The 17,346-nt window shown below is 73.0% G+C and carries 20 protein-coding genes; 9 read left to right on the top strand and 11 right to left on the bottom strand.

Annotated features, from left to right (window positions below; translation table 11 throughout):
* Positions 1-382: 382 nt before the first annotated feature.
* On the top strand, positions 383-631 hold the full coding sequence (locus ACFYL6_RS14830) for a DUF2630 family protein (RefSeq protein WP_091403743.1): 249 nt from the start codon (positions 383-385) through the stop codon (positions 629-631).
* 138 nt (positions 632-769) lie between these two features.
* Here ACFYL6_RS14830 and ACFYL6_RS14825 read toward each other — a convergent pair whose 3' ends face one another.
* The 3 genes from ACFYL6_RS14825 to ACFYL6_RS14815 form a co-directional block, all read right to left on the bottom strand.
* A complete protein-coding gene (locus ACFYL6_RS14825; RefSeq protein ID WP_387171373.1) occupies positions 770-1,702 on the bottom strand; it encodes a serine protein kinase RIO in 933 nt (310 codons plus the stop codon).
* A gap of 210 nt (positions 1,703-1,912) precedes the next feature.
* Positions 1,913-2,557, bottom strand: a complete 645-nt coding sequence (locus tag ACFYL6_RS14820) for an HAD family hydrolase (protein ID WP_355431705.1) — start codon at positions 2,555-2,557, stop codon at positions 1,913-1,915.
* 65 nt (positions 2,558-2,622) lie between these two features.
* Complete coding sequence (locus ACFYL6_RS14815; RefSeq protein ID WP_387171371.1) at positions 2,623-3,483, bottom strand: carbon-nitrogen hydrolase family protein; 861 nt, start codon at positions 3,481-3,483, stop codon at positions 2,623-2,625.
* A gap of 77 nt (positions 3,484-3,560) precedes the next feature.
* Between ACFYL6_RS14815 and ACFYL6_RS14810 the strand changes: the two genes are divergently transcribed.
* From ACFYL6_RS14810 to mug, 6 genes are all read left to right on the top strand, one after another.
* Positions 3,561-4,133, top strand: coding sequence for a TetR/AcrR family transcriptional regulator (locus ACFYL6_RS14810; protein ID WP_091403732.1), 573 nt, complete (start codon positions 3,561-3,563; stop codon positions 4,131-4,133).
* Between the two features lie 81 nt (positions 4,134-4,214).
* Entirely contained in the window at positions 4,215-5,147 is a 933-nt protein-coding gene (locus ACFYL6_RS14805; protein ID WP_387171369.1) for a TIGR04222 domain-containing membrane protein, read from the top strand.
* Positions 5,144-5,962, top strand: coding sequence for a DUF692 domain-containing protein (locus ACFYL6_RS14800; protein ID WP_387171367.1), 819 nt, complete (start codon positions 5,144-5,146; stop codon positions 5,960-5,962). Before ACFYL6_RS14805 ends, ACFYL6_RS14800 begins: the two co-directional genes overlap by 4 nt.
* Positions 5,959-6,504, top strand: coding sequence for a hypothetical protein (locus tag ACFYL6_RS14795; RefSeq protein ID WP_387171365.1), 546 nt, complete (start codon positions 5,959-5,961; stop codon positions 6,502-6,504). The genes ACFYL6_RS14800 and ACFYL6_RS14795 overlap by 4 nt, the downstream gene beginning before the upstream one ends.
* Entirely contained in the window at positions 6,489-7,250 is a 762-nt protein-coding gene (locus tag ACFYL6_RS14790) for an SDR family oxidoreductase (RefSeq protein ID WP_387171363.1), read from the top strand. Before ACFYL6_RS14795 ends, ACFYL6_RS14790 begins: the two co-directional genes overlap by 16 nt.
* On the top strand, positions 7,247-7,837 hold the full coding sequence (mug, locus tag ACFYL6_RS14785) for a G/U mismatch-specific DNA glycosylase (protein ID WP_387171361.1): 591 nt from the start codon (positions 7,247-7,249) through the stop codon (positions 7,835-7,837). The genes ACFYL6_RS14790 and mug overlap by 4 nt, the downstream gene beginning before the upstream one ends.
* A gap of 11 nt (positions 7,838-7,848) precedes the next feature.
* Here the strand turns inward: mug and ACFYL6_RS14780 are convergent, their stop codons facing one another.
* The 3 genes from ACFYL6_RS14780 to ACFYL6_RS14770 form a co-directional block, all read right to left on the bottom strand.
* Entirely contained in the window at positions 7,849-9,825 is a 1,977-nt protein-coding gene (locus ACFYL6_RS14780) for an ABC transporter ATP-binding protein (protein ID WP_387171768.1), read from the bottom strand.
* 113 nt (positions 9,826-9,938) lie between these two features.
* The gene (locus ACFYL6_RS14775; RefSeq protein WP_387171359.1) at positions 9,939-10,706 is read right to left on the bottom strand and encodes an enoyl-CoA hydratase/isomerase family protein; all 768 of its coding nucleotides are present in this window, start codon (positions 10,704-10,706) and stop codon (positions 9,939-9,941) included.
* 46 nt (positions 10,707-10,752) lie between these two features.
* Positions 10,753-10,980 (bottom strand): helix-turn-helix domain-containing protein, encoded by a 228-nt coding sequence (locus ACFYL6_RS14770; RefSeq protein WP_007462679.1) that lies wholly within the window; start codon positions 10,978-10,980, stop codon positions 10,753-10,755.
* 216 nt (positions 10,981-11,196) lie between these two features.
* On the opposite strand from ACFYL6_RS14770, the gene ACFYL6_RS14765 reads away from it, so the two are divergent.
* Positions 11,197-11,796: a cadmium resistance transporter gene (locus tag ACFYL6_RS14765; RefSeq protein WP_387171357.1), complete on the top strand. Its 600-nt coding sequence runs from the start codon at positions 11,197-11,199 to the stop codon at positions 11,794-11,796.
* Positions 11,797-11,851: 55 nt separating this feature from the next.
* Here the strand turns inward: ACFYL6_RS14765 and ACFYL6_RS14760 are convergent, their stop codons facing one another.
* Positions 11,852-13,456, bottom strand: coding sequence for an ABC-F family ATP-binding cassette domain-containing protein (locus tag ACFYL6_RS14760; RefSeq protein ID WP_091403713.1), 1,605 nt, complete (start codon positions 13,454-13,456; stop codon positions 11,852-11,854).
* Between the two features lie 263 nt (positions 13,457-13,719).
* On the opposite strand from ACFYL6_RS14760, the gene ACFYL6_RS14755 reads away from it, so the two are divergent.
* Positions 13,720-14,640 carry a neutral zinc metallopeptidase gene (locus ACFYL6_RS14755; protein WP_387171355.1) on the top strand — a complete coding sequence of 307 codons (921 nt, stop codon included), beginning with the start codon at positions 13,720-13,722 and terminating at the stop codon, positions 14,638-14,640.
* A 65-nt stretch (positions 14,641-14,705) separates the two neighbouring features.
* Here ACFYL6_RS14755 and ACFYL6_RS14750 read toward each other — a convergent pair whose 3' ends face one another.
* The 4 genes from ACFYL6_RS14750 to ACFYL6_RS14735 all read right to left on the bottom strand — a co-directional run bounded on the left by ACFYL6_RS14750 (position 14,706) and on the right by ACFYL6_RS14735 (position 16,922).
* A complete protein-coding gene (locus ACFYL6_RS14750) occupies positions 14,706-15,065 on the bottom strand; it encodes a YybH family protein (RefSeq protein WP_387171353.1) in 360 nt (119 codons plus the stop codon).
* A gap of 65 nt (positions 15,066-15,130) precedes the next feature.
* Positions 15,131-15,430, bottom strand: a complete 300-nt coding sequence (locus ACFYL6_RS14745; protein WP_091405207.1) for a muconolactone Delta-isomerase family protein — start codon at positions 15,428-15,430, stop codon at positions 15,131-15,133.
* A gap of 97 nt (positions 15,431-15,527) precedes the next feature.
* A complete protein-coding gene (locus ACFYL6_RS14740; protein WP_387171351.1) occupies positions 15,528-16,175 on the bottom strand; it encodes an acVLRF1 family peptidyl-tRNA hydrolase in 648 nt (215 codons plus the stop codon).
* Positions 16,176-16,289: 114 nt separating this feature from the next.
* Positions 16,290-16,922 (bottom strand): LysE family transporter, encoded by a 633-nt coding sequence (locus ACFYL6_RS14735; RefSeq protein WP_387171349.1) that lies wholly within the window; start codon positions 16,920-16,922, stop codon positions 16,290-16,292.
* Positions 16,923-17,346: the final 424 nt, after the last annotated feature.

Here is a 17,346-nt window from a genome sequence, read left to right as displayed (position 1 = left end):
TCTCCTCGTCGTCCCGGCGACCGCAGTGGTCCACTTCGGTCGGGTGGGTTGATGAAACTTTCACCTTCTGGGCCGACGGAAGCATCTCACCAAACGAGGGGCACCTCCAGACTTGCGGACGGCGCAATTTCCATCTAAGCACACGTACATCCGTCGATGTCTGTCACTTGATCAAATCCTGAAAGGATACTCAGGCACGACACCGTCCCGGGCGGGTCGAGGAACCAGCGCGACGGGCGGAACTGCCGCGTGCCACCGTCCCGACCGCGGCATCGACACCACACGGGCGGCGTCGGGCTGGCCGGCGCGGGTCAGTGACCCGGGACGCACCGGTACCCCCGAATCCGGGCGATGCCCCGCACCCTGTGCCAGGCTCTGTGGCATGGACGACAAGACCATCCTGAACCGGATCTCCGAGCTGGTCGACGAGGAACACAAGCTGCGTGCCGACGCCCAGGCCCACGAGTCGGGCACCGAGGGCGAGGCCAGCGAGCGACTGCGCGCCCTGGAAGAGTCCCTCGACCAGTGCTGGGACCTGCTGCGCCGCCGACGGGCCGCCCGGGAGACCCACGGCGACCCGGACGCCCAGGGCGAACGCCCCAAGCCCGAGGTGGAGCGCTACCTGCAATAGCCGCCGGAGCGGGGGGGGGGGGGGGGGGGCCCCCCCCCCCCCCCCCCCCCCCCCCGCCCCCCCCCCCCCGGGGGGGGGGGGGGCCCCCCCCGGGGGGCGGCGGGGGGGGGGGGGGCGCCCCCCCCCCCCCCGCTCCGATCAGCGCAGGCCCGCCTCGTGCAGGAGTTCTCCGGTCACCACGGCGGGGTCGACCTGCTCGGCGGGGAGACCCCGGGCCGCGAACCAGGCGCCGACCACCCGCACGTCGCGGGCCAGGAACTCCGGCCCCTGCGGGTTCGCCACCACGTCGACCACCTGCGGCAGGTCGATGACGACCAGCCGACCCCGGTGCACGAGCAGGTTGTACGGCGACAGGTCGCCGTGCGCGTAGCCGGCCCGAGCCAGCACCCGCAGCGCCTCCACCAACTGAGCCCACAGGTCACGCAGCTCGGCCGGCTCGGGTCGCAGTTGGGCCAGCCGGGGCGCCGCCTCCCCCGACTCGGTGTCACCGACGAACTCCAGCATCAGCTCGGTGCCCCGCAACTGCACCGGGTACGGCACGGCGATCCGGTCGTGCCCGGCGCCGATCTCCCAGAGTCGGCTCAGTGCGGCGAACTCGGCCGCCGCCCACTGCCCGGCGATCATCTGCCGGCCGAACGCCGTCCGGCTGGCCATCGCCCGGTTCTCCCGGGACCGGCGCACCCGACGGCCCTCCAGGTAGCCGGCATCGCGGTGGAACAACCGGTGCTCGGGATCGCGGTAGCGTTTCACCGCGAGCAGGCAGGACCGGTTGGTGTCGGGCACCGCCCGACGGACCAGGTGGACGTCCGCCTCCTTGCCGGTCTTCAGCACACCCAGCTCGGTGTCCTTCGCGGCCAACTCGGTGACCAGCCACGCCGGGTGCGGCTGCGGCCCGTGCACGGCGTCGTCCCAGGACGACCAGCGCTCGCCGGTGTCCGGGTCGGGCTCGGTGTCCGGGTCGGCGAGCGGCTCGGTGGGCCGCCCGCGCTTCAGAAACTGCGGTTCGTCGTCGTCAAAGCGGCTCTTGCCGCGGGTACGGCGCTCAAGCGCCGGAAGATCATGATTGCGCACTGTGGTGAGGTTCCCTTGGTCGAGGCTGAGATAGGCGGCTGGAAGCGACCTGCGAAGACGGCCATGACCGACCCCCTCTCCTCGACCGGGCACACGCCCGGGATGCACCATGCGCGGACAATGCTGGTACCACCACGGCGGCTGGTCAACCGAATTACCGCGCCACCACCCGAACGGCCGCTCGGACGCGACCGCCGGCGTGGGAACCCCTCAGCGGGCCAGGACGGTGGCGACCGCGGCGATCAACCCGTCCACGGTGCGGCTCGGCGCGAACCGGACGTCCGACCAGGTGCGCCCCCGGTGCAGCCAGACGCTGGGCAGCCCGACGGCCGCCGCGCCACCGATGTCCGCCTCCGGGCTGTCGCCGATCACCCACGCTCCCCGTAGCGGCATCCGGACCCGCTGGGCGGCGAGCGCGAAGATCCTCGGATTCGGTTTGCTGACGCCGGCCTCCTCGGAGATCACCCAGTCCGCGACGTACTGGTCCAGGCCGGTCTGGCGGATCTTGGCGTCCTCGACGCGTACGGTGCCGTTGCAGACCACCACCGGAACCCAGCCGGCGTCGTCGGCGATCCGCAGCGCGCAGGCGGTCAGCGGGTCGAGCCGAGTCTGCGCCACCACCCCGTCGTGCAGCTCCTCCACCAGGTCGATCGAGGGAATGCGCAGCTCGTAGCGGTCCCGGATGGCGTCGGCGAGGTCCCAGCGGTCGGTCAGACCGTCTGCGTCGATCGAGACCAACCAGTCGATGTCGGTGTGGGGCGCGCCGATGCTGTCCAGGAAGCGCTCACCCCAGCGGCGGAACGGCCCGGCCCGATCCAGCAGGGTGTTGTCCAGGTCCAGCAGGAGCAGTGGCACTCGGGCACCCTACGGGACCGACGTGTCCGCCAACAGATGCGGCGGGTGTCGACCTGACGAAGGGCTCAGCCAGCCATCGACAGCCGCGGGCCGCCCTGGTCCGACAGCCGATCGACGAGCATCGAGTGGGCCGCCCGGGTGGCCGCGAGCACGGCGGGATCCAGCGTCGCCACCAGCACCGCCGTGCCGTCGTCGGCCCCGCGGGCCAGCACCCGCCCCTCGGGGTCGTAGATGGCCGCGCCGCCGTTGAACCGCCACGGGTCGACGCCCCCGACCGCGTTGGCGAAGACCACGAACATGGTGTTGTCCAGGGCACGCGCGGCGTAGTACAGATCCCGGCGGTGCTCGGAGCCGGCCAGGTATCCGCTGGGGCACAGGTAGGCGTGTGCGCCGTCGAGGGCGGCGGCCCGGCCGTGCTCGGGGAAACAGCCGTCGTAGCAGATGCCCAGCCCGAGCCGCCAGTCGTCGACGAGCAACGTGGCACCCCGCTCGCCGGGAATGAACAGCTCCCGTTCGTCGCCCCACAACTGCTGCTTGTCGTACCCGACCCGCACCTCGCCGGCGTGGTCGACCACCAGCGCCGCGATGGTCCGCCGGCCGTCCGGGTGCCGGACGGCCGCGCCGACCAGCGCGGTCACGCCGGCCTCGCGTGCCGCGACGCGCAGCGGGTCGAGCCGGGGATCCGCGACCATCCCGGCCGGATCGGCCGCGACGTCCGTGCCGGCCGGGTCGGCGGCGAGGACGGGCGGGTGGTACGCGCACAGGAACAGCTCCGGCAGGACGGCCACCCGGGCGCCCCGCTCGCCGGCCCGGCGGATCAGGTCGGCGGCGATGACCGCGTTGCCGGCGACGTCGCCCGGTGTGGGGGTGGCCTGGACGGTGGCCACGGTCAGCGGGGAGTTGGGCACGGTGCGGGGTTGGGTCACCGGGCGATGGTAATCCGGGACGTCCCAAGCCGTACGTACGGTTTGCATGCCCCGGGGTGACCTGCAACGATCGACGTGTGCCCAGAGTAAGCCAGGACCAGCTCGACGCGCGCCGGCAGGAGATCCTCGCCGCAGCGCGGGCGTGTTTCGCCCGGCTCGGCTACGAGGGAGCGACCGTACGCCGCCTCGAGGAGGCCACCGGCCTGTCCCGTGGCGCGATCTTCCACCACTTCCGCGACAAGGACTCGCTCTTCCTGGCCGTCGCCGAGGACGACGCCGCCGCCATGGTCGAGACGGTGGCCCGCAACGGTCTGGTGCAGGTGATGCGCGACCTGCTCGCCCGCGCCGTCTCGCCGGACACCACCGGCTGGCTGGGCAGCCAACTGGAGGTCTCCCGGCGGCTGCGCACCGACCCGGCGTTCGCTCGCCGGTGGGCGGAACGGTCCGCCGCGATCGCGGAGGCGACCCGGGACCGGCTGGCCCGCCAACGCGACGCCGGGGTACTGCGCGAGGACGTCCCCATCGACGTGCTTGCCCAGTTCCTGGAGCTGGCCTACGACGGCCTGGTGCTGCACCTCGCCATGGGCCGACCGGCCGGTGACCTGGGCCCGGTGCTCGACCTGGTCGAGGAGGCGGTCCGCCGCCACTGACCGCACGGACACCGGGCTGTCGACCGTGGCGAGGCTGCTCCACAATGGGGCCGCCGATCCCTCCGGTGACAGGAGCAGTCGATGATCGTCAACGCCGCGTCCGGCGACACCTGGGGCATCTCCGGCCCGACCTTCCTCCGGTACTACGTCACGGCGGCCATCCTGGTGGTGGCGATCGTGGCGTACCACCGGATCCGCCTGCTGGCCGGCCCGGGGCACGCCACCCTCGACCCACTCGGACCACAGCAGGTCGCGTACCTCAACGGCGGCCCCCAGCTCGCGGTGCACGCCGCGCTGGGCGGGCTGCGCGGCAGCGGCGCGGTCGGCGTACGACCGGACCGTCGGCTGACCACCGGCGGTGCCCCGCCGACCGGGCTCACGCCACTGGATCAGGCCGTCCACTGGGCCGCCCACCAACACTCGCGGGTCCGTGACCTGCCCCAGGACGAGCGCGTACGCACCGCGCTGGACCAGATCCGCAACGGCCTGGAGCAGCGCGGGCTGTTGACGAACGACACGCAGCGCGCCCGCGCCCGACTCTGGAACCAGTTTCTGTGGGCCCTGCTCGGCCTCGGCGTGCTCCGACTGTTCTTCGGCCTGTTCAGCGGCCGCCCGGTGGGTTACCTGCTACTCACCCTGGCGGCGCTCCTGGGCGCGGCCCTGTTGCTGGGCCGAGCGCCCGTCCGCACCCGGGCCGGTCAAGCCGCCCTACGCTCCGTCCGCCGCGAACACACCCACCTCGCGCCGGCCTCCGCGCCCGCCTACGCCACGTACGGAGCGGCCGGCGCGGCGATGGGCGTGGCCCTGTACGGCACCGCCTCGCTGTGGGCGCTCGACCCGGGCTTCGCCGAGCAGGCCGAGATCCAGCGCCAGGCCCTCTCCGGCAGCGGCGGCTGGACGGGCGGCTCCGACGGATCGTCCGGTGGCGGAGGCGACAGCTCCGGTGGAGACGGCGGCAGCTCCTGCGGCGGTGGAGGCGGCGGGTGCGGGGGCGGCGGCGGGTGCGGCGGATGACCGGCCCGTCCGGCGTGGGCATCGGCTGGCGTCCGGAGATCGCCGGCTTCGTGGCCGAGCTACCCGGCCTGCGTTTCGTCGAGGTGGTGGCCGAGGGGGTGCCCGCGTCCGGGCCGCTCCCGCCCGGTCTGACGCAGCTGCGGGAACGCGCGGTGACCGTCGTACCGCACGGGGTGCGGCTTTCCCTCGGCGGCGCCGAGCCGGTCGACCCGGCCCGGGTCGCCCACCTGGCCGCGGTGGCGCAACGGCTGGACGCCCCGCTGGTCAGCGAGCACATCGCGTTCGTCCGGGCCGGCGGCCTGGAGGCCGGCCACCTGCTGCCGCTGCCGCGCAGCCGGGAAGCCGTCGACGCGGTCTGCGCCAACGTGGCGCGGGCCCAGGCCGAGCTTCCGGTGCCGATCGCGCTGGAGCCGATCGCCGCTTTGGTCGACTGGCCCGACGACGAGCTGGACGAGGCGGACTTCCTCACCGAGATCCTCGACCGGACCGGCGCGCTGCTGCTGCTGGACGTCGCCAACGTGCACGCCAACGCCCGCAACCGGGGCGCCGACCCGCTCGCGTTGCTGGACCGCCTGCCGCTGGAGCGGGTCGCGTACGCCCACGTGGCCGGCGGCGCCGAGCACGGCGGTTTCTACCACGACACCCACACCGACCCGGTGCCGGCGGTGGTGCTGGAACTGGTCGGCGCGCTCTGCGCCCGGCGGCGACCACCGGCGCTGCTGCTGGAACGCGACGGCCACTATCCGCCGGCCGCCGAACTCCGCGCCGAACTGGACGCCCTTGCCGCCGCCGCGGGCTTCCCGGCCGTCACATGACCGGCACACCCGACAACGGCTTGGTGCCCACGCCGCGCGCCGGGCTCGCCGAGCGGCAGGCCGAACTGGTCGCGGCGCTGGTCGCCGGGGGTGCGCCACCGGCGGGGTTCGCGCCGGGCCCGCTGGCCGCCACCCGCGCGGCCCTCCTGCGCAAGCGGGCCGGCGAGGTGGCCCGGCACTGGCCACTGCTCGCCGCCGGCCTCGGTGCCAGGTGGTCGGCCACCTTCGCCGACTGGGCCGCCCGGCGACCCACCACCGGATCACTGCGCGACGGCTGGGACCTGGCCCGCGCACTGCACGACCAGCACGCGCTCCCCCCGGCGGCGGCCGAGGAGTTGGCCGTCCGGGAGGCCCGCCTACGCTACGACGGGCGCCGGGCGCCGCGTCCGCGCCGGGTGCCGGCGGTGGGCCGCGCCGGCGGCGCCGTCGCGGTGCAGATCGCCGGCCGGGTACGCCTGCTGCGCCCCGCCCCACGGGCACCCACCCGTGCTGGCAACGGTGTATCGGATGCGGCAGGATCGGACTCATGGATCTCGGACTGACCGACCGCGTGTACGTCCTCACCGGTGCCTCCCGCGGCCTGGGTTACGCGACCGCGCAGAGCCTGGTCGCCGACGGCGCGCGGGTGGTGCTCTCGGCCCGGGACCCGGACGCGGTGGCCGCCGCCGCACAGCGGCTGGGTGGCCCCGAGCACGCCGTCGGGCTGACCGCGGACCTGACCGACCCGGAGACCCCGGGGCAGCTCGTCGCCGCCGCCCAGGAGCACTTCGGCCGGCTCGACGGCGCACTGATCTCGGTCGGCGGCCCACCGGCGGGCAACGCCGCGGCGATCACCGACGACCAGTGGCGGCTCTCCTTCGAAACCGTCTTCCTGGGCACGGTCCGCGCGGTCCGCACGATCGCCGCCGCGCTGCCCGAGGGCGGCGCGATCGGTCTGGTGCTCTCCACCTCGGCCCGTGGCCCGGTGCCCGGCCTGGGCATCTCCAACGGGCTCCGGCCCGGCCTGGTCGGCGCGGCCAAGGACATCGCCGACGACTACGGCCCGCGTGGGGTCCGGGTGGTCGGGCTGCTGCCCGGCCGGATCATGACCGACCGCAACCGGGAACTCTTCGCCGCGACCGGCGACCCGGATCGCGCCCGCGCCGACGCGGAGGCCAGCATCCCGCTGCGCCGCCTCGGCGACCCCGCCGAGTTCGGTCGGGTGGCCGCGTTCGTGCTCTCCCCCGCCGCGAGCTACCTCACCGGGATCACCCTGCCGGTAGACGGCGGCGCGCTGCGCGGCCTGTGACGGCCGACCCGGTCCGCCCCTCCGGCATCCGGCACCCCCGGCCCACGCGGGCGGAGCTGGCGGCCGCCGCCGATCGGACCATTCCTGACGTCCTCGCGCCGGGGCTGGCGGTGCTCTTCGTCGGCATCAACCCGGGCCTGTGGTCGGCGGCGACGGGCTGGCACTTCGCCCGGCCCGGCAACCGGTTCTGGCCCGCCCTGCACCGGGGCGGGTTCACCCCCCGGCTGCTGCACCCCAGCGAACAGGACGAGCTACCGGCGCTCGGGCTCGGCATCACCAACATGGCCGCCCGGGCCAGCGCCCGCGCGGACGAGCTGAGCACCGAAGAACTCCTCGACGGCGCGGCGATCCTGACCGAGAAGGTGGCCCGGTACCGGCCGCGCTGGGTGGCGGTGGTGGGGGTGACCGCGTACCGGATCGGTTTTCAGCGGCCGAAAGCCACTTTCGGGCCGCAGCCGGAATCGCTGGCCGGCGCCCGGCTGTGGGTGCTGCCCAACCCGAGCGGCCTGAACGCGCACTTCACCCCGGTCACCCTGGGCCTGGCCTTCGCCGAGCTGCGGGCGGCGACCGAGCTACCGGCCCTTTGATCCGGTTGCCGTCAGTTGGCGGCGGCGGGCGGCAGCACCTCGTCGGCACGGTAGGTGCCCAGCGGCATGACCACCGGCTCGGGGCCGGTCGCGTCGACGAACGGGGTGGGCGAGTCGGCGACCGCGAACTGGGTCCGGTACAGCTCGGCGTAGAGCCCGCCGACCGCGACCAGTTCGTTGTGCCGCCCCCGCTCGACGATCCGCCCGCCGTCGAGGACCAGGATCTGGTCGGCGTCGCGCACGGTGGAGAGCCGGTGCGCGATCACCAGGGCGGTACGCCCGGCCAGCGCCACCGACAGCGCCCGCTGCACCGCCGCCTCGCTCTCCGAATCCAGGTGTGCGGTCGCCTCGTCGAGGATCACGATCGACGGGGCCTTGAGCAGCAGTCGCGCGATCGCGATGCGCTGCTTCTCGCCACCGGAGAACCGGTAGCCGCGCTCCCCCACTGTGGTGTCCAGGCCGTCGGGCAGCGCCCGGACCAAATCGGCCACCTGCGCCCCGGCCAGTGCGGCCCAGATCTCGTCGTCGGTGGCATCGGGCTTGGCGTAGCGAAGGTTCTCGGCGATCGTCTCGTGGAACAGGTGCGAATCCTGAGTGACCACACCGATCTCGTCCCGCAGGGAGGCGAGCGTCGCGTCGCGTACGTCCACCCCGCCGACGAGCACCTGCCCGTCGCTGACGTCGTAGATCCGGGAGATGAGCATCGACAGGGTCGACTTGCCCGCCCCGGACGGGCCGACCAGCGCGACCATCTGCCCCGGCTCGACGCTGAACGAGACACCCTTGAGGACCGGTTCGTTGACGGTCCGGTCGAGCGTGGCGACCTCCTCCAGGGAGGCGAGGGAGATCTCGGCGGCGCTCGGGTAGCGGAATCGCACGTCGCGGAAGTCGACCCGGCCGGCGCCCCGGGGCACCGGCACCGCGTCGGGCTTCTCCACGATGCCCGGCTTGAGGTCGAGCACCTCGAAGACCCGGTCGAAGGAGACCAGCGCGCTCATCACGTCCACCCGGACGTTGGAGAGCGCGGTGAGCGGCCCGTACAGGCGGGTGAGCAGCAGCGCGAGCGTCACCACGGTGCCGGCGCTGACGCCGCCGGTCACCGCGAGCCAACCGCCGAGACCGTAGGTCAGCGCCTGCGCCAGTGAGGCGACCAGCAGCATCGCCACGAAGAACGTGCGGGAGTACATCGCGGACTGGATGCCGATGTCGCGGACCCGCTCGGCCCGGTCGCCGAACCGGCGGGCCTCGATCTCGGGCTGGCCGAAGAGCTTCACCAGCAGCGCGCCGGCCACCCCGAACCGCTCGGTCATTGTCGCGTTCATCTTGGCGTCGAGGTTGTACGCCTCGCGGGTGATGTCCGCCAGCCGTCGACCGACCCGGCGCGCCGGAATGATGAAGATCGGCAGCAGCACCAGTGACAGCGCGGTGATCTGCCAGGAGAGGGTGAACATCACCGCCGCGGTGAGCACCAACTGGATGACGTTGCTGACCACACCGGACAGGGTGGAGGTGAACGCCCGCTGGGCGCCGAGCACGTCGTTGTTGAGCCTGCTGACCAGGGCGCCGGTCTGGGTACGGGTGAAGAACTGCAACGGCATCCGCTGCACGTGGTCGTAGACCCGGGTGCGCAGGTTGTAGATGATGCCCTCGCCGATGCGGGCCGAATACCACCGTTGGGCCAGCGACAGCAGCGCGTCGGCGACGGCCAGCGCGGCGATGAACAGGGCCAGCCGCACCACGAGCCGGCCGGCCTCGGTGCCGCCACGGTTGATCGCGTTGATCACGTCACCGGCGAGCACCGGAGTGGCCACGCCGATGATGGCGGCCAACACCACGGTGGCCAGGAAGACCACGATGTCGCGCCGGTAGGGGTGGGCGAACGCGACGATGCGGCGGGCCACCCCGCGCTTGAGCCGATGGGTGGAGACCTCGTCGCGGTTACGCATCGACCGGAGCATGCTCCACCCGGCCATGCCACCGCCGGACATCGGGTTGGACATCGCTCACCTCCGGGTTGCCGGGCAGACCGCACCGTCAGGTCAATTCTCCCGACGAGTGTGACAACCTCAGTCGTAACCCGGATCTTCCCGTGCGGTCCTTACTATTCTCCCCTGCCGGCGAGGTCACGCAGCCGACGGGTCTGCGCCTCCCGCTCGGCGCGCTGCTGGTCGGCGTGCGACCGCCCGGCGGCACCGGCAATTAGCGCCTTGATCTCCACCACCGCGTCGCGGGCCCCGGAGAGCAGGCCGGCGGTCAGGTCCCGCACCGCGCCGTCCAGCTCGGCCGGGGGTACGACCAGGGTGGCCAGCCCGATCCGGTCCGCCTCGGCGGCGTCCAACCGGCGGCCCGTCGCGCAGATCTCCAACGCCCGGGCGTAGCCGACCAACTCGACGAGGCGCTTCGTGCCGGCCAGGTCGGGCACCAGGCCGAGCGTCACCTCGGCCATCGACAGCTTCGCGTCCGTGGACAACACACGCAGGTCACAGGCGAGCGCGAGCTGGAAGCCGGCACCGATCGCATGGCCCTGCACGGCCGCTACGGAGACGACATCCGGCCGGTGCAGCCAGGTGAAACCGGCCTGGAACTCCGCGATGCGCTCCGCGCACTCCTGCTCGGGCAGCGTGGCCAATTCGGCGAACGACCCCGGACCGGAGGCGCCAGCCACCGCGAGGTCGAGGCCGGCCGAGAACGCCCGGCCCTCACCGCGGACCACCACCACCCGCACGTCGCCGGGTAGGTCACGGGAGAAGTCGCTCATCGCGCGCCACATCGCGGGCGTCTGGGCATTGAGCACGTCGGGCCGGCACAACGTCACCGTGGCGACCGGCCCGTCGCAAGTCAGCCGAACCCCGGTCGCCTCGGCGGTCACCGGACGTCCCGGGGCGCGGCGCTGGTGGACGACGCTGAGGGGCGGGTCACGCCTTCTTGCGGCGCCGGGCACCACCGCGCTGACGCAGCTGCACGCCGGACTCGGTGAGCACTCGGTGGATGAACCCGTACGAACGGCCGGTCGAGGCCGCCAACGCGCGGATGCTCTCCCCCGAGGTGTACCGCTTTACCAGGTCCTTGGCGAGCGTCTGACGCTCGGCTCCGACGATCCGGCGACCCTTCTCAGTGCTGGTGGCTGTGCCAGTGGCTGCCATGCTGTGTCCTCACGTCCCAGACTGTGCGGTTCGGATACGGTCCCACCTATTAGACCGCCTCGAACGATCATGCGCCAGATATCAACTCTTCGCCAACCGACACGCTATGCAATGTCAGCTTCCCGATAGAGTGATCCTGGCGATCGAGCCACCGCGGCGTCCGGGCGTACGACCGCTGCGAGCTGGTGGCTGCCGACGACCCGTACCCTTCGGTCCGTGATCGACCTGCTCAGCACCGCGGGCGCGGCGGCCGTGGTCTTCGCCGCCACCGACATCGACGACATCGTCATCCTGACGCTGTTCTTCGTCGCGGCTCGTACCACCGGTCGACCCCGCACCTGGGAAATCGTCGCCGGACAATACCTCGGCATCGGTGCGCTCGCGTTGGCCAGCGCGGTGATAGCGGGTGGGCTCCTGGTGGTTCCCGACCCGTGGACGGGGTTGCTCGGCCTGCTGCCGATCGCGCTCGGCGTACGCGCGCTGCGGAGTTCGGGCGACGGCGAGGCGCCCGCGGTCGTGACCGGGGCGCTCGGCGTGGCCGGGGTGACGATCGCGAACGGCGCCGACAACGTCGCGGTCTACGTACCCGTCTTCCGGGCCCTCGGGGTGGCCGACAGCGCGGTGTTCCTGCTGGTGTTCGTGCTGCTGATCGCCCTGTGGTGCGTGGCCGGGGCCTGGCTGGGCGGGCACCGGAGGGTGGTCCGGCTGGTCGAACGCGCCGGCGCCTGGCTGGTGCCGACGATCTTCATCGCCATCGGGCTGGTGATCCTGGTCAGCTCCGGTGTACTCGGCCGACTGGTCGACCTGCTCGGCTGAGAGCCGGCGGGGCTGCGAGCGGGCCAGGCCTGGGAACGGGCCGAGCCGTCCCGGGTCAGGCCAGCTCGACCAGTTCGAGCAGGTCGTCGCTCCAGGCGTCCTCGTCACCGTCGGGCAGCAGGATGGCCCGGTCCGGCTTGAGCGCCAGCACCGCACCCGGGTCGTGGGTGACCAGGACGATCGCGCCGGGGTAGTTGGCGATGGCGTCGAGCACCTGCTCCCGGCTGACCGGGTCGAGGTTGTTCGTCGGCTCGTCGAGCAACAGCACGTTGGCGCCGGAACAGACCAGGGTGGACAGGGCCAGCCGGGTCTTCTCGCCACCGGAGAGCACGCCGGCCGGCTTGTTCACGTCGTCACCGGAGAACAGGAACGCGCCAAGGATCTTGCGCAGGTCGGTGTCGGACTGCTCGACGGCGGCGGCGCGCATGTTCTCCAGCACGGTCCGCTCCACGTCCAGCGTCTCGTGCTCCTGGGCGTAGTAGCCCAGCCGCAGGCCGTGCCCCGCGTGCACCTCGCCGGTGTCCGGGCTGAGCAGACCGCCGAGCATCCGCAGCAGGGTCGTCTTGCCGGCGCCGTTGAGCCCGAGGATGGCCACCCGGGAGCCCCGGTCCACCGCCACGTTGACGTCGGTGAAGATCTCCAGCGACCCGTACGACTTGGAGAGGCCGGTCGCCGTGAGCGGAGTCTTGCCGCACGGCGCGGGGCTGGGGAAACGCACCTTGGCGACCCGGTCGGCGACGCGCACCTCCTCCAGGCCGGAGATCAGCTTCTCGGCGCGACGGGCCATGTTCTGCGCGGCCACGGTCTTGGTGGCCTTGGCCCGCATCTTGTCGGCCTGCGCCATCAGCGCGCCGGCCTTCTTCTCCGCGTTGGCCCGCTCCCGACGGCGGCGCCGCTCGTCGGTCTCGCGCGCCTCCAGGTACGCCTTCCAACCCAGGTTGTACACGTCGATGACCGACCGGGTGGCGTCGAGGAACCAGACCTTGTTGACCACCGACTCCAGCAGCGCGCCGTCGTGGGAGATCACGATCAGACCGCCCTTGTGGTTGGCGAGGAAGCCCCGCAACCAGGTGATCGAGTCGGCGTCGAGGTGGTTGGTGGGCTCGTCGAGCAGCAGGATGCCGCCGCCGTTCTCGCCCGCGTCCCGGAACAGGATCCGGGCCAGCTCGATGCGCCGACGCTGACCGCCCGACAGGGTGCCGATGGTCTGCGCGAGCGCCCGGTCCGGTAGGCCGAGGTTGGCGCAGATCCGCGCGGCCTCAGCCTCGGCCGCGTACCCGCCGAGGGCGGCGAACTGGTCCTCCAGCGCGCCGTACCGACGGACCAGCTTGTCGTTGGCGTCCTCGGCGAGGCGGGCCTCGACCTCCTGCATCTGCGCCATCAGCACGTCCAGCCCGCGCGCCGAGAGCACCCGGTCGCGGCCGGTGACCTCCAGGTCACCGGTGCGCGGGTCCTGCGGCAGGTAGCCGATGGCGCTGCGCTGGTCGATCTGGCCGCCGTACGGCTGCCCCTCGCCGGCGAGCACCTTCAGCGTGGTGGTCTTGCCGGCGCCGTTGCGACCGACCAGGCCGATCCGATCACCTGGCTGCACGCGCAGCGTGGTGTCGGAGAGCAGGATCCGGGAACCGGCACGCAGTTCCAGGCCGGTGGCAGTGATCATGTTTGCGGGCTCGCTCTCGGGGTTCGGAAGGCTGACTCGGGGCACGCGAAACGGCCGGCGGGCTCAAGGGGCCCGACGGCGCGGGGCGGTTCAGCCTTCGCAGCGCAGCACCTGACAAGTGTACCGGGCGCCACCGAATGGCCTGCCCGGATTACCAATCAAGATCATCGGGTACCGGAACGCCTGTCCGGACCCCGTCCGGCACTCGATGGACGAAACAACACACAACAGACAATCACCGACATACGGCGATCGGGGTCACCATGGAACTCAACGAGCGGGCCGAAATCGACACCTCCCAGGTCAACGACGTGGGCCGCGGGGGCGGATCCGGCGGCGGCATGGGCATCCCGATCCCCGGTGGCGGCGGTCGCGGCGGCATCATCGGCATCGTGGTGGCCGTGCTCATCGCGCTGCTCGGCGGCGGCTTCGGCCTCAACGCCATGACCAACGGCGACGAGGGCGGTCAGGCCGGCGGCACCGACCTGGAGCAGCTGTGCTCCCGCGACAACCCCGAACGTCTCGACGACGCGCGCTGCCGCAACGCGCTCTACGTCAACAGCATCCAGGCCTACTGGCAGAAGGCGTACCCGGAGCTGGGCAAGGGAGAGTACGAGCCGACCGACACCAACTTCTTCCAGGCCGCCGTGAACACCGGCTGCGGGCAGGCCGACTCGGGCGTCGGCCCGTTCTACTGCCCCGCCGACAAGCAGGTGTACATCGACCTGAGCTTCTACGACGAGCTGGCCTCCCGATTCGGCGCCAAGGGCGAGTTCGCCCAGCCCTACGTGCTCGCCCACGAGTACGGGCACCACATCCAGAACCTGCTCGGCACCAACGCCAAGGCCGGCCAGGGCGACCAGAGCGGCCCCCGCTCCGCCTCCGTACGGCTGGAGCTGCAGGCCGACTGCTACGCCGGGGCCTGGGCCAAGCACGCCACCGAGAGCAAGGACAAGACCGGCCAGGAACCGCTGTTCACGTCCATCACCGAGGCCGACATCAGCGAGGCCGTGCAGGCCGCCGAGGCGATCGGCGACGACAGCATCCAGGAGCGCTCCGGCGGGCGGGTCAACCCGGACCAGTTCACCCACGGCACGTCCGAGCAGCGCAAGCGCTGGTTCACCCAGGGCTACGACCGCGGCGACCCGAAGACCTGCGACACCTTCGGCACCGACCAGCTCTGACGACCTCGCCCTGAGATCGTGGCAGGCCCCCGGTGGGCCTGCCACGATCCGACGGCGGTCGCGGGTCAGGTGAGCCGGGAGACCTGATAGTGGCCGATGAGCCAGTCGTCGTCGACCCGCCGCAGGAGTACGCCGAGGTTGACGGTCAGGGCCGGCCGGTCGGTGAAGCCGAACTCCACCTCCAGGTAGCCGAGGACCACGTCGTCGGCGAGACGGCGGATCTCCCGGATGTCGTACGCGGCGGTCAGGCCGAGCGGCTGCCCGGCGTAGTACGCGGCGACACCGGCACGACCAACCGTGTACGGGTGCAACCCCTGGAAGATCGCGTCATCGGTGAAGCACGCCGCGACCTGGTCGGGCTCGTGGGCGTCGACCGCCGACTTCCACCGGTCGAGGACGGTACGCAGAATCTGCGCCTCGGACATGATGATCTCCCTGCTGACGGACGTGTCCCATGTCGTGCCTGTCGAGCCGCCGTGCCCTTGCCGGCTCAGCGAGGCGGCTGGCCCGGGTCGTTCGGATGCGGCGTCAACGGCGTCACGGTCTCGCGCCGCCAGGCGCGCAGCGGCATCGACGCGAGCACGGCTTCCAGCTCATCGGCGTCGGCGGCCTGGAACAGCCCCCAGGTACGCCACTCCCCCGGCGCCAGCGGCGGCCGCCACAGCCGCAGGAGACTGCCCTGGGCCGTCAGCTCGGCCGAACGCGCCGCCTCACGCGCGCGCATGTCGGCCACCCCGTCCTCCGAGGTTCCCTGCGGCACCGTCGTCACCATGTCAACCAGAAACTCCACGCGCCCATCCTCCGGCCGCCGGCGGGGCAGCACGCCGGGAACCCCGTTTTGGGTGGCGGTCGTCTCTCCCAGGGGCGACGCCGGGGATCGGCCGAGGTCAGTCGGGATCGCGCACCAGGATCCGTACCGCCCGGGCCGCGCCCACCGCCGCGACCAGCACCGCGTGCCGGGGCTCCGGCACGTCGAGCAGCCGCTCCGCGCGCAACGGCACGAGCGGGGCCAACCGCCGGTCGGCCAGCACCCCGTCCACCGCCCGCCGGTCACCGCCGCAGACCAGCGCGGCGAGCGTCGCCGCCTCCGGCAACAGCAGCCGTACGGCCAGGTCCGCCGCATCGCCCAGCGCCGCCTTCGCCTGGTTGTCGCGTCGGCGGGCGAACCGGTGCTGCGACCACCCCCCAGCGGCGGTGCGCCCCTGCACGTACCGGGTGTCCACCTTGGAGACGACGAGGTCGGCGCCCTCGGCCACCCCGAGCGCCACCGCGCCCTTGCGGGCCAGCAGCAGGCCGATCCGGCGGGGCATGACAGCGGCAGCCACGAACCCGGCAACGTCCACGCCCGCCGGTGCACCCGGTGGGGCGTACAGCTCGGCGGTTGCTCCGTCCGGGGCGGCGAGCAGTAGGCCGTACTCCTGCGCGCTGGTGGTGGGCGGGCCGTGCCGGTCGGCGAAGCCCTCGACCCAACGGCCGACGCGGGCCGGGTCGACCTCGACCCACCGGCCTCCGCCGGCTGCGGGTCGACTGGTCACCGCCCGACCGTACGGCACAGCCACCCCGTCCGGGCCCCCGGGCGGCACCTGGTTCCCACGCGGTCGGGCGACCCGTCGGGCCGGCCGGGTGGCTGAGCAGTCGGGTGGTGACCGCTAGTCCGGTAGGACCGCGGCCACCGCCAGCGCGGCGATGAGCGCGCTGGAGACCAGGCCGGTGACCAGTCGGCCGCGCGGCCCGGTCAGCGCCCGGCCGACCACCGTGCCACCGCCGGCGATGACCAACTGCCAGCTCGCCGACGCCAGGAACACCCCGGCCACGAAGAGCGCAACGGAGACCACGCCCGAGTCGGCAGTGTCGCGGCGGCCGAGCACCAGCGCGGTGAAGTAGAGCACCGTCATCGGGTTCAGCAGGGTCAACCCGAGCAGCGCCGCGTAGGCCCGCCCCGGAGTGCTCATGCCCCGACCGGCACGCGCCGTCGGTGGTCGCTGCGAGCGGTGAGCAGACCACGTCCGCCAGAGGCCGTGCGCGGCGAGACCCAGCAGGACCACGGCGGCGACCACCCGCAGCGGCCCGGCGACCGGCGCGATGATCCCGGCCAGGCCGGCGCCGCCGAGCACGGCCACCGCCGCGTAGAGCCCGTCGGCAGTCGCCACCGCGAGCGCCGCGGCCCCACCCACCCGAAACGAGGTACGGGCACTGAGCCCCAGGATGAGAATCGCGATCGCGCCGACGGGAATGGCGACGCCGTAGCCGGCCACGAGACCGGCGAGGAACGCCCCGGTCACGGACGTCGGTGCCGAATCGAGGCTCGTCCCCGGAACGGCCGCTGTCGACGCACGGCAGTCGCCGCACGGACAGGGACCTGCATCGGGTACGCCTCAATCACACGCGCATCCTCCGCGCCGAACCCGGGCCCCCGCCACCGAATTTCCGGGCCTCGGGCCTCGGGCCTCGGGCCCCGCGCCCCGCGCCCCGCGCCCCGCGCCCCGCGCCCCGCGCCCCGCGCCCCGCGCCCCGCGCCCCGCGCCCCGCGCCCCGCGCCCCGCGCCCCGCGCCAAGGTCTCCGCAACTTCCCCGATGTTGCTGCCTCCGACACGCCACAGGCAGCAACATCCCCGATACTGCGCGGATCTTGACGACGAACACCGCCCCCGACTGGACCGGGAGCGGCGTTCGGGGGGCATCCGCCGCCAAGGTCACGCTCGAACC

Origin of the sequence: Micromonospora sp. NPDC007208 (assembly GCF_042869175.1) — a bacterium.
In the GTDB taxonomy this organism is placed as follows: Bacteria; Actinomycetota; Actinomycetes; order Mycobacteriales; family Micromonosporaceae; genus Micromonospora; species Micromonospora foliorum.
Note: the sequence above shows the minus strand (reverse complement) of the source record. Positions and strands in the feature narration are given on the sequence as shown.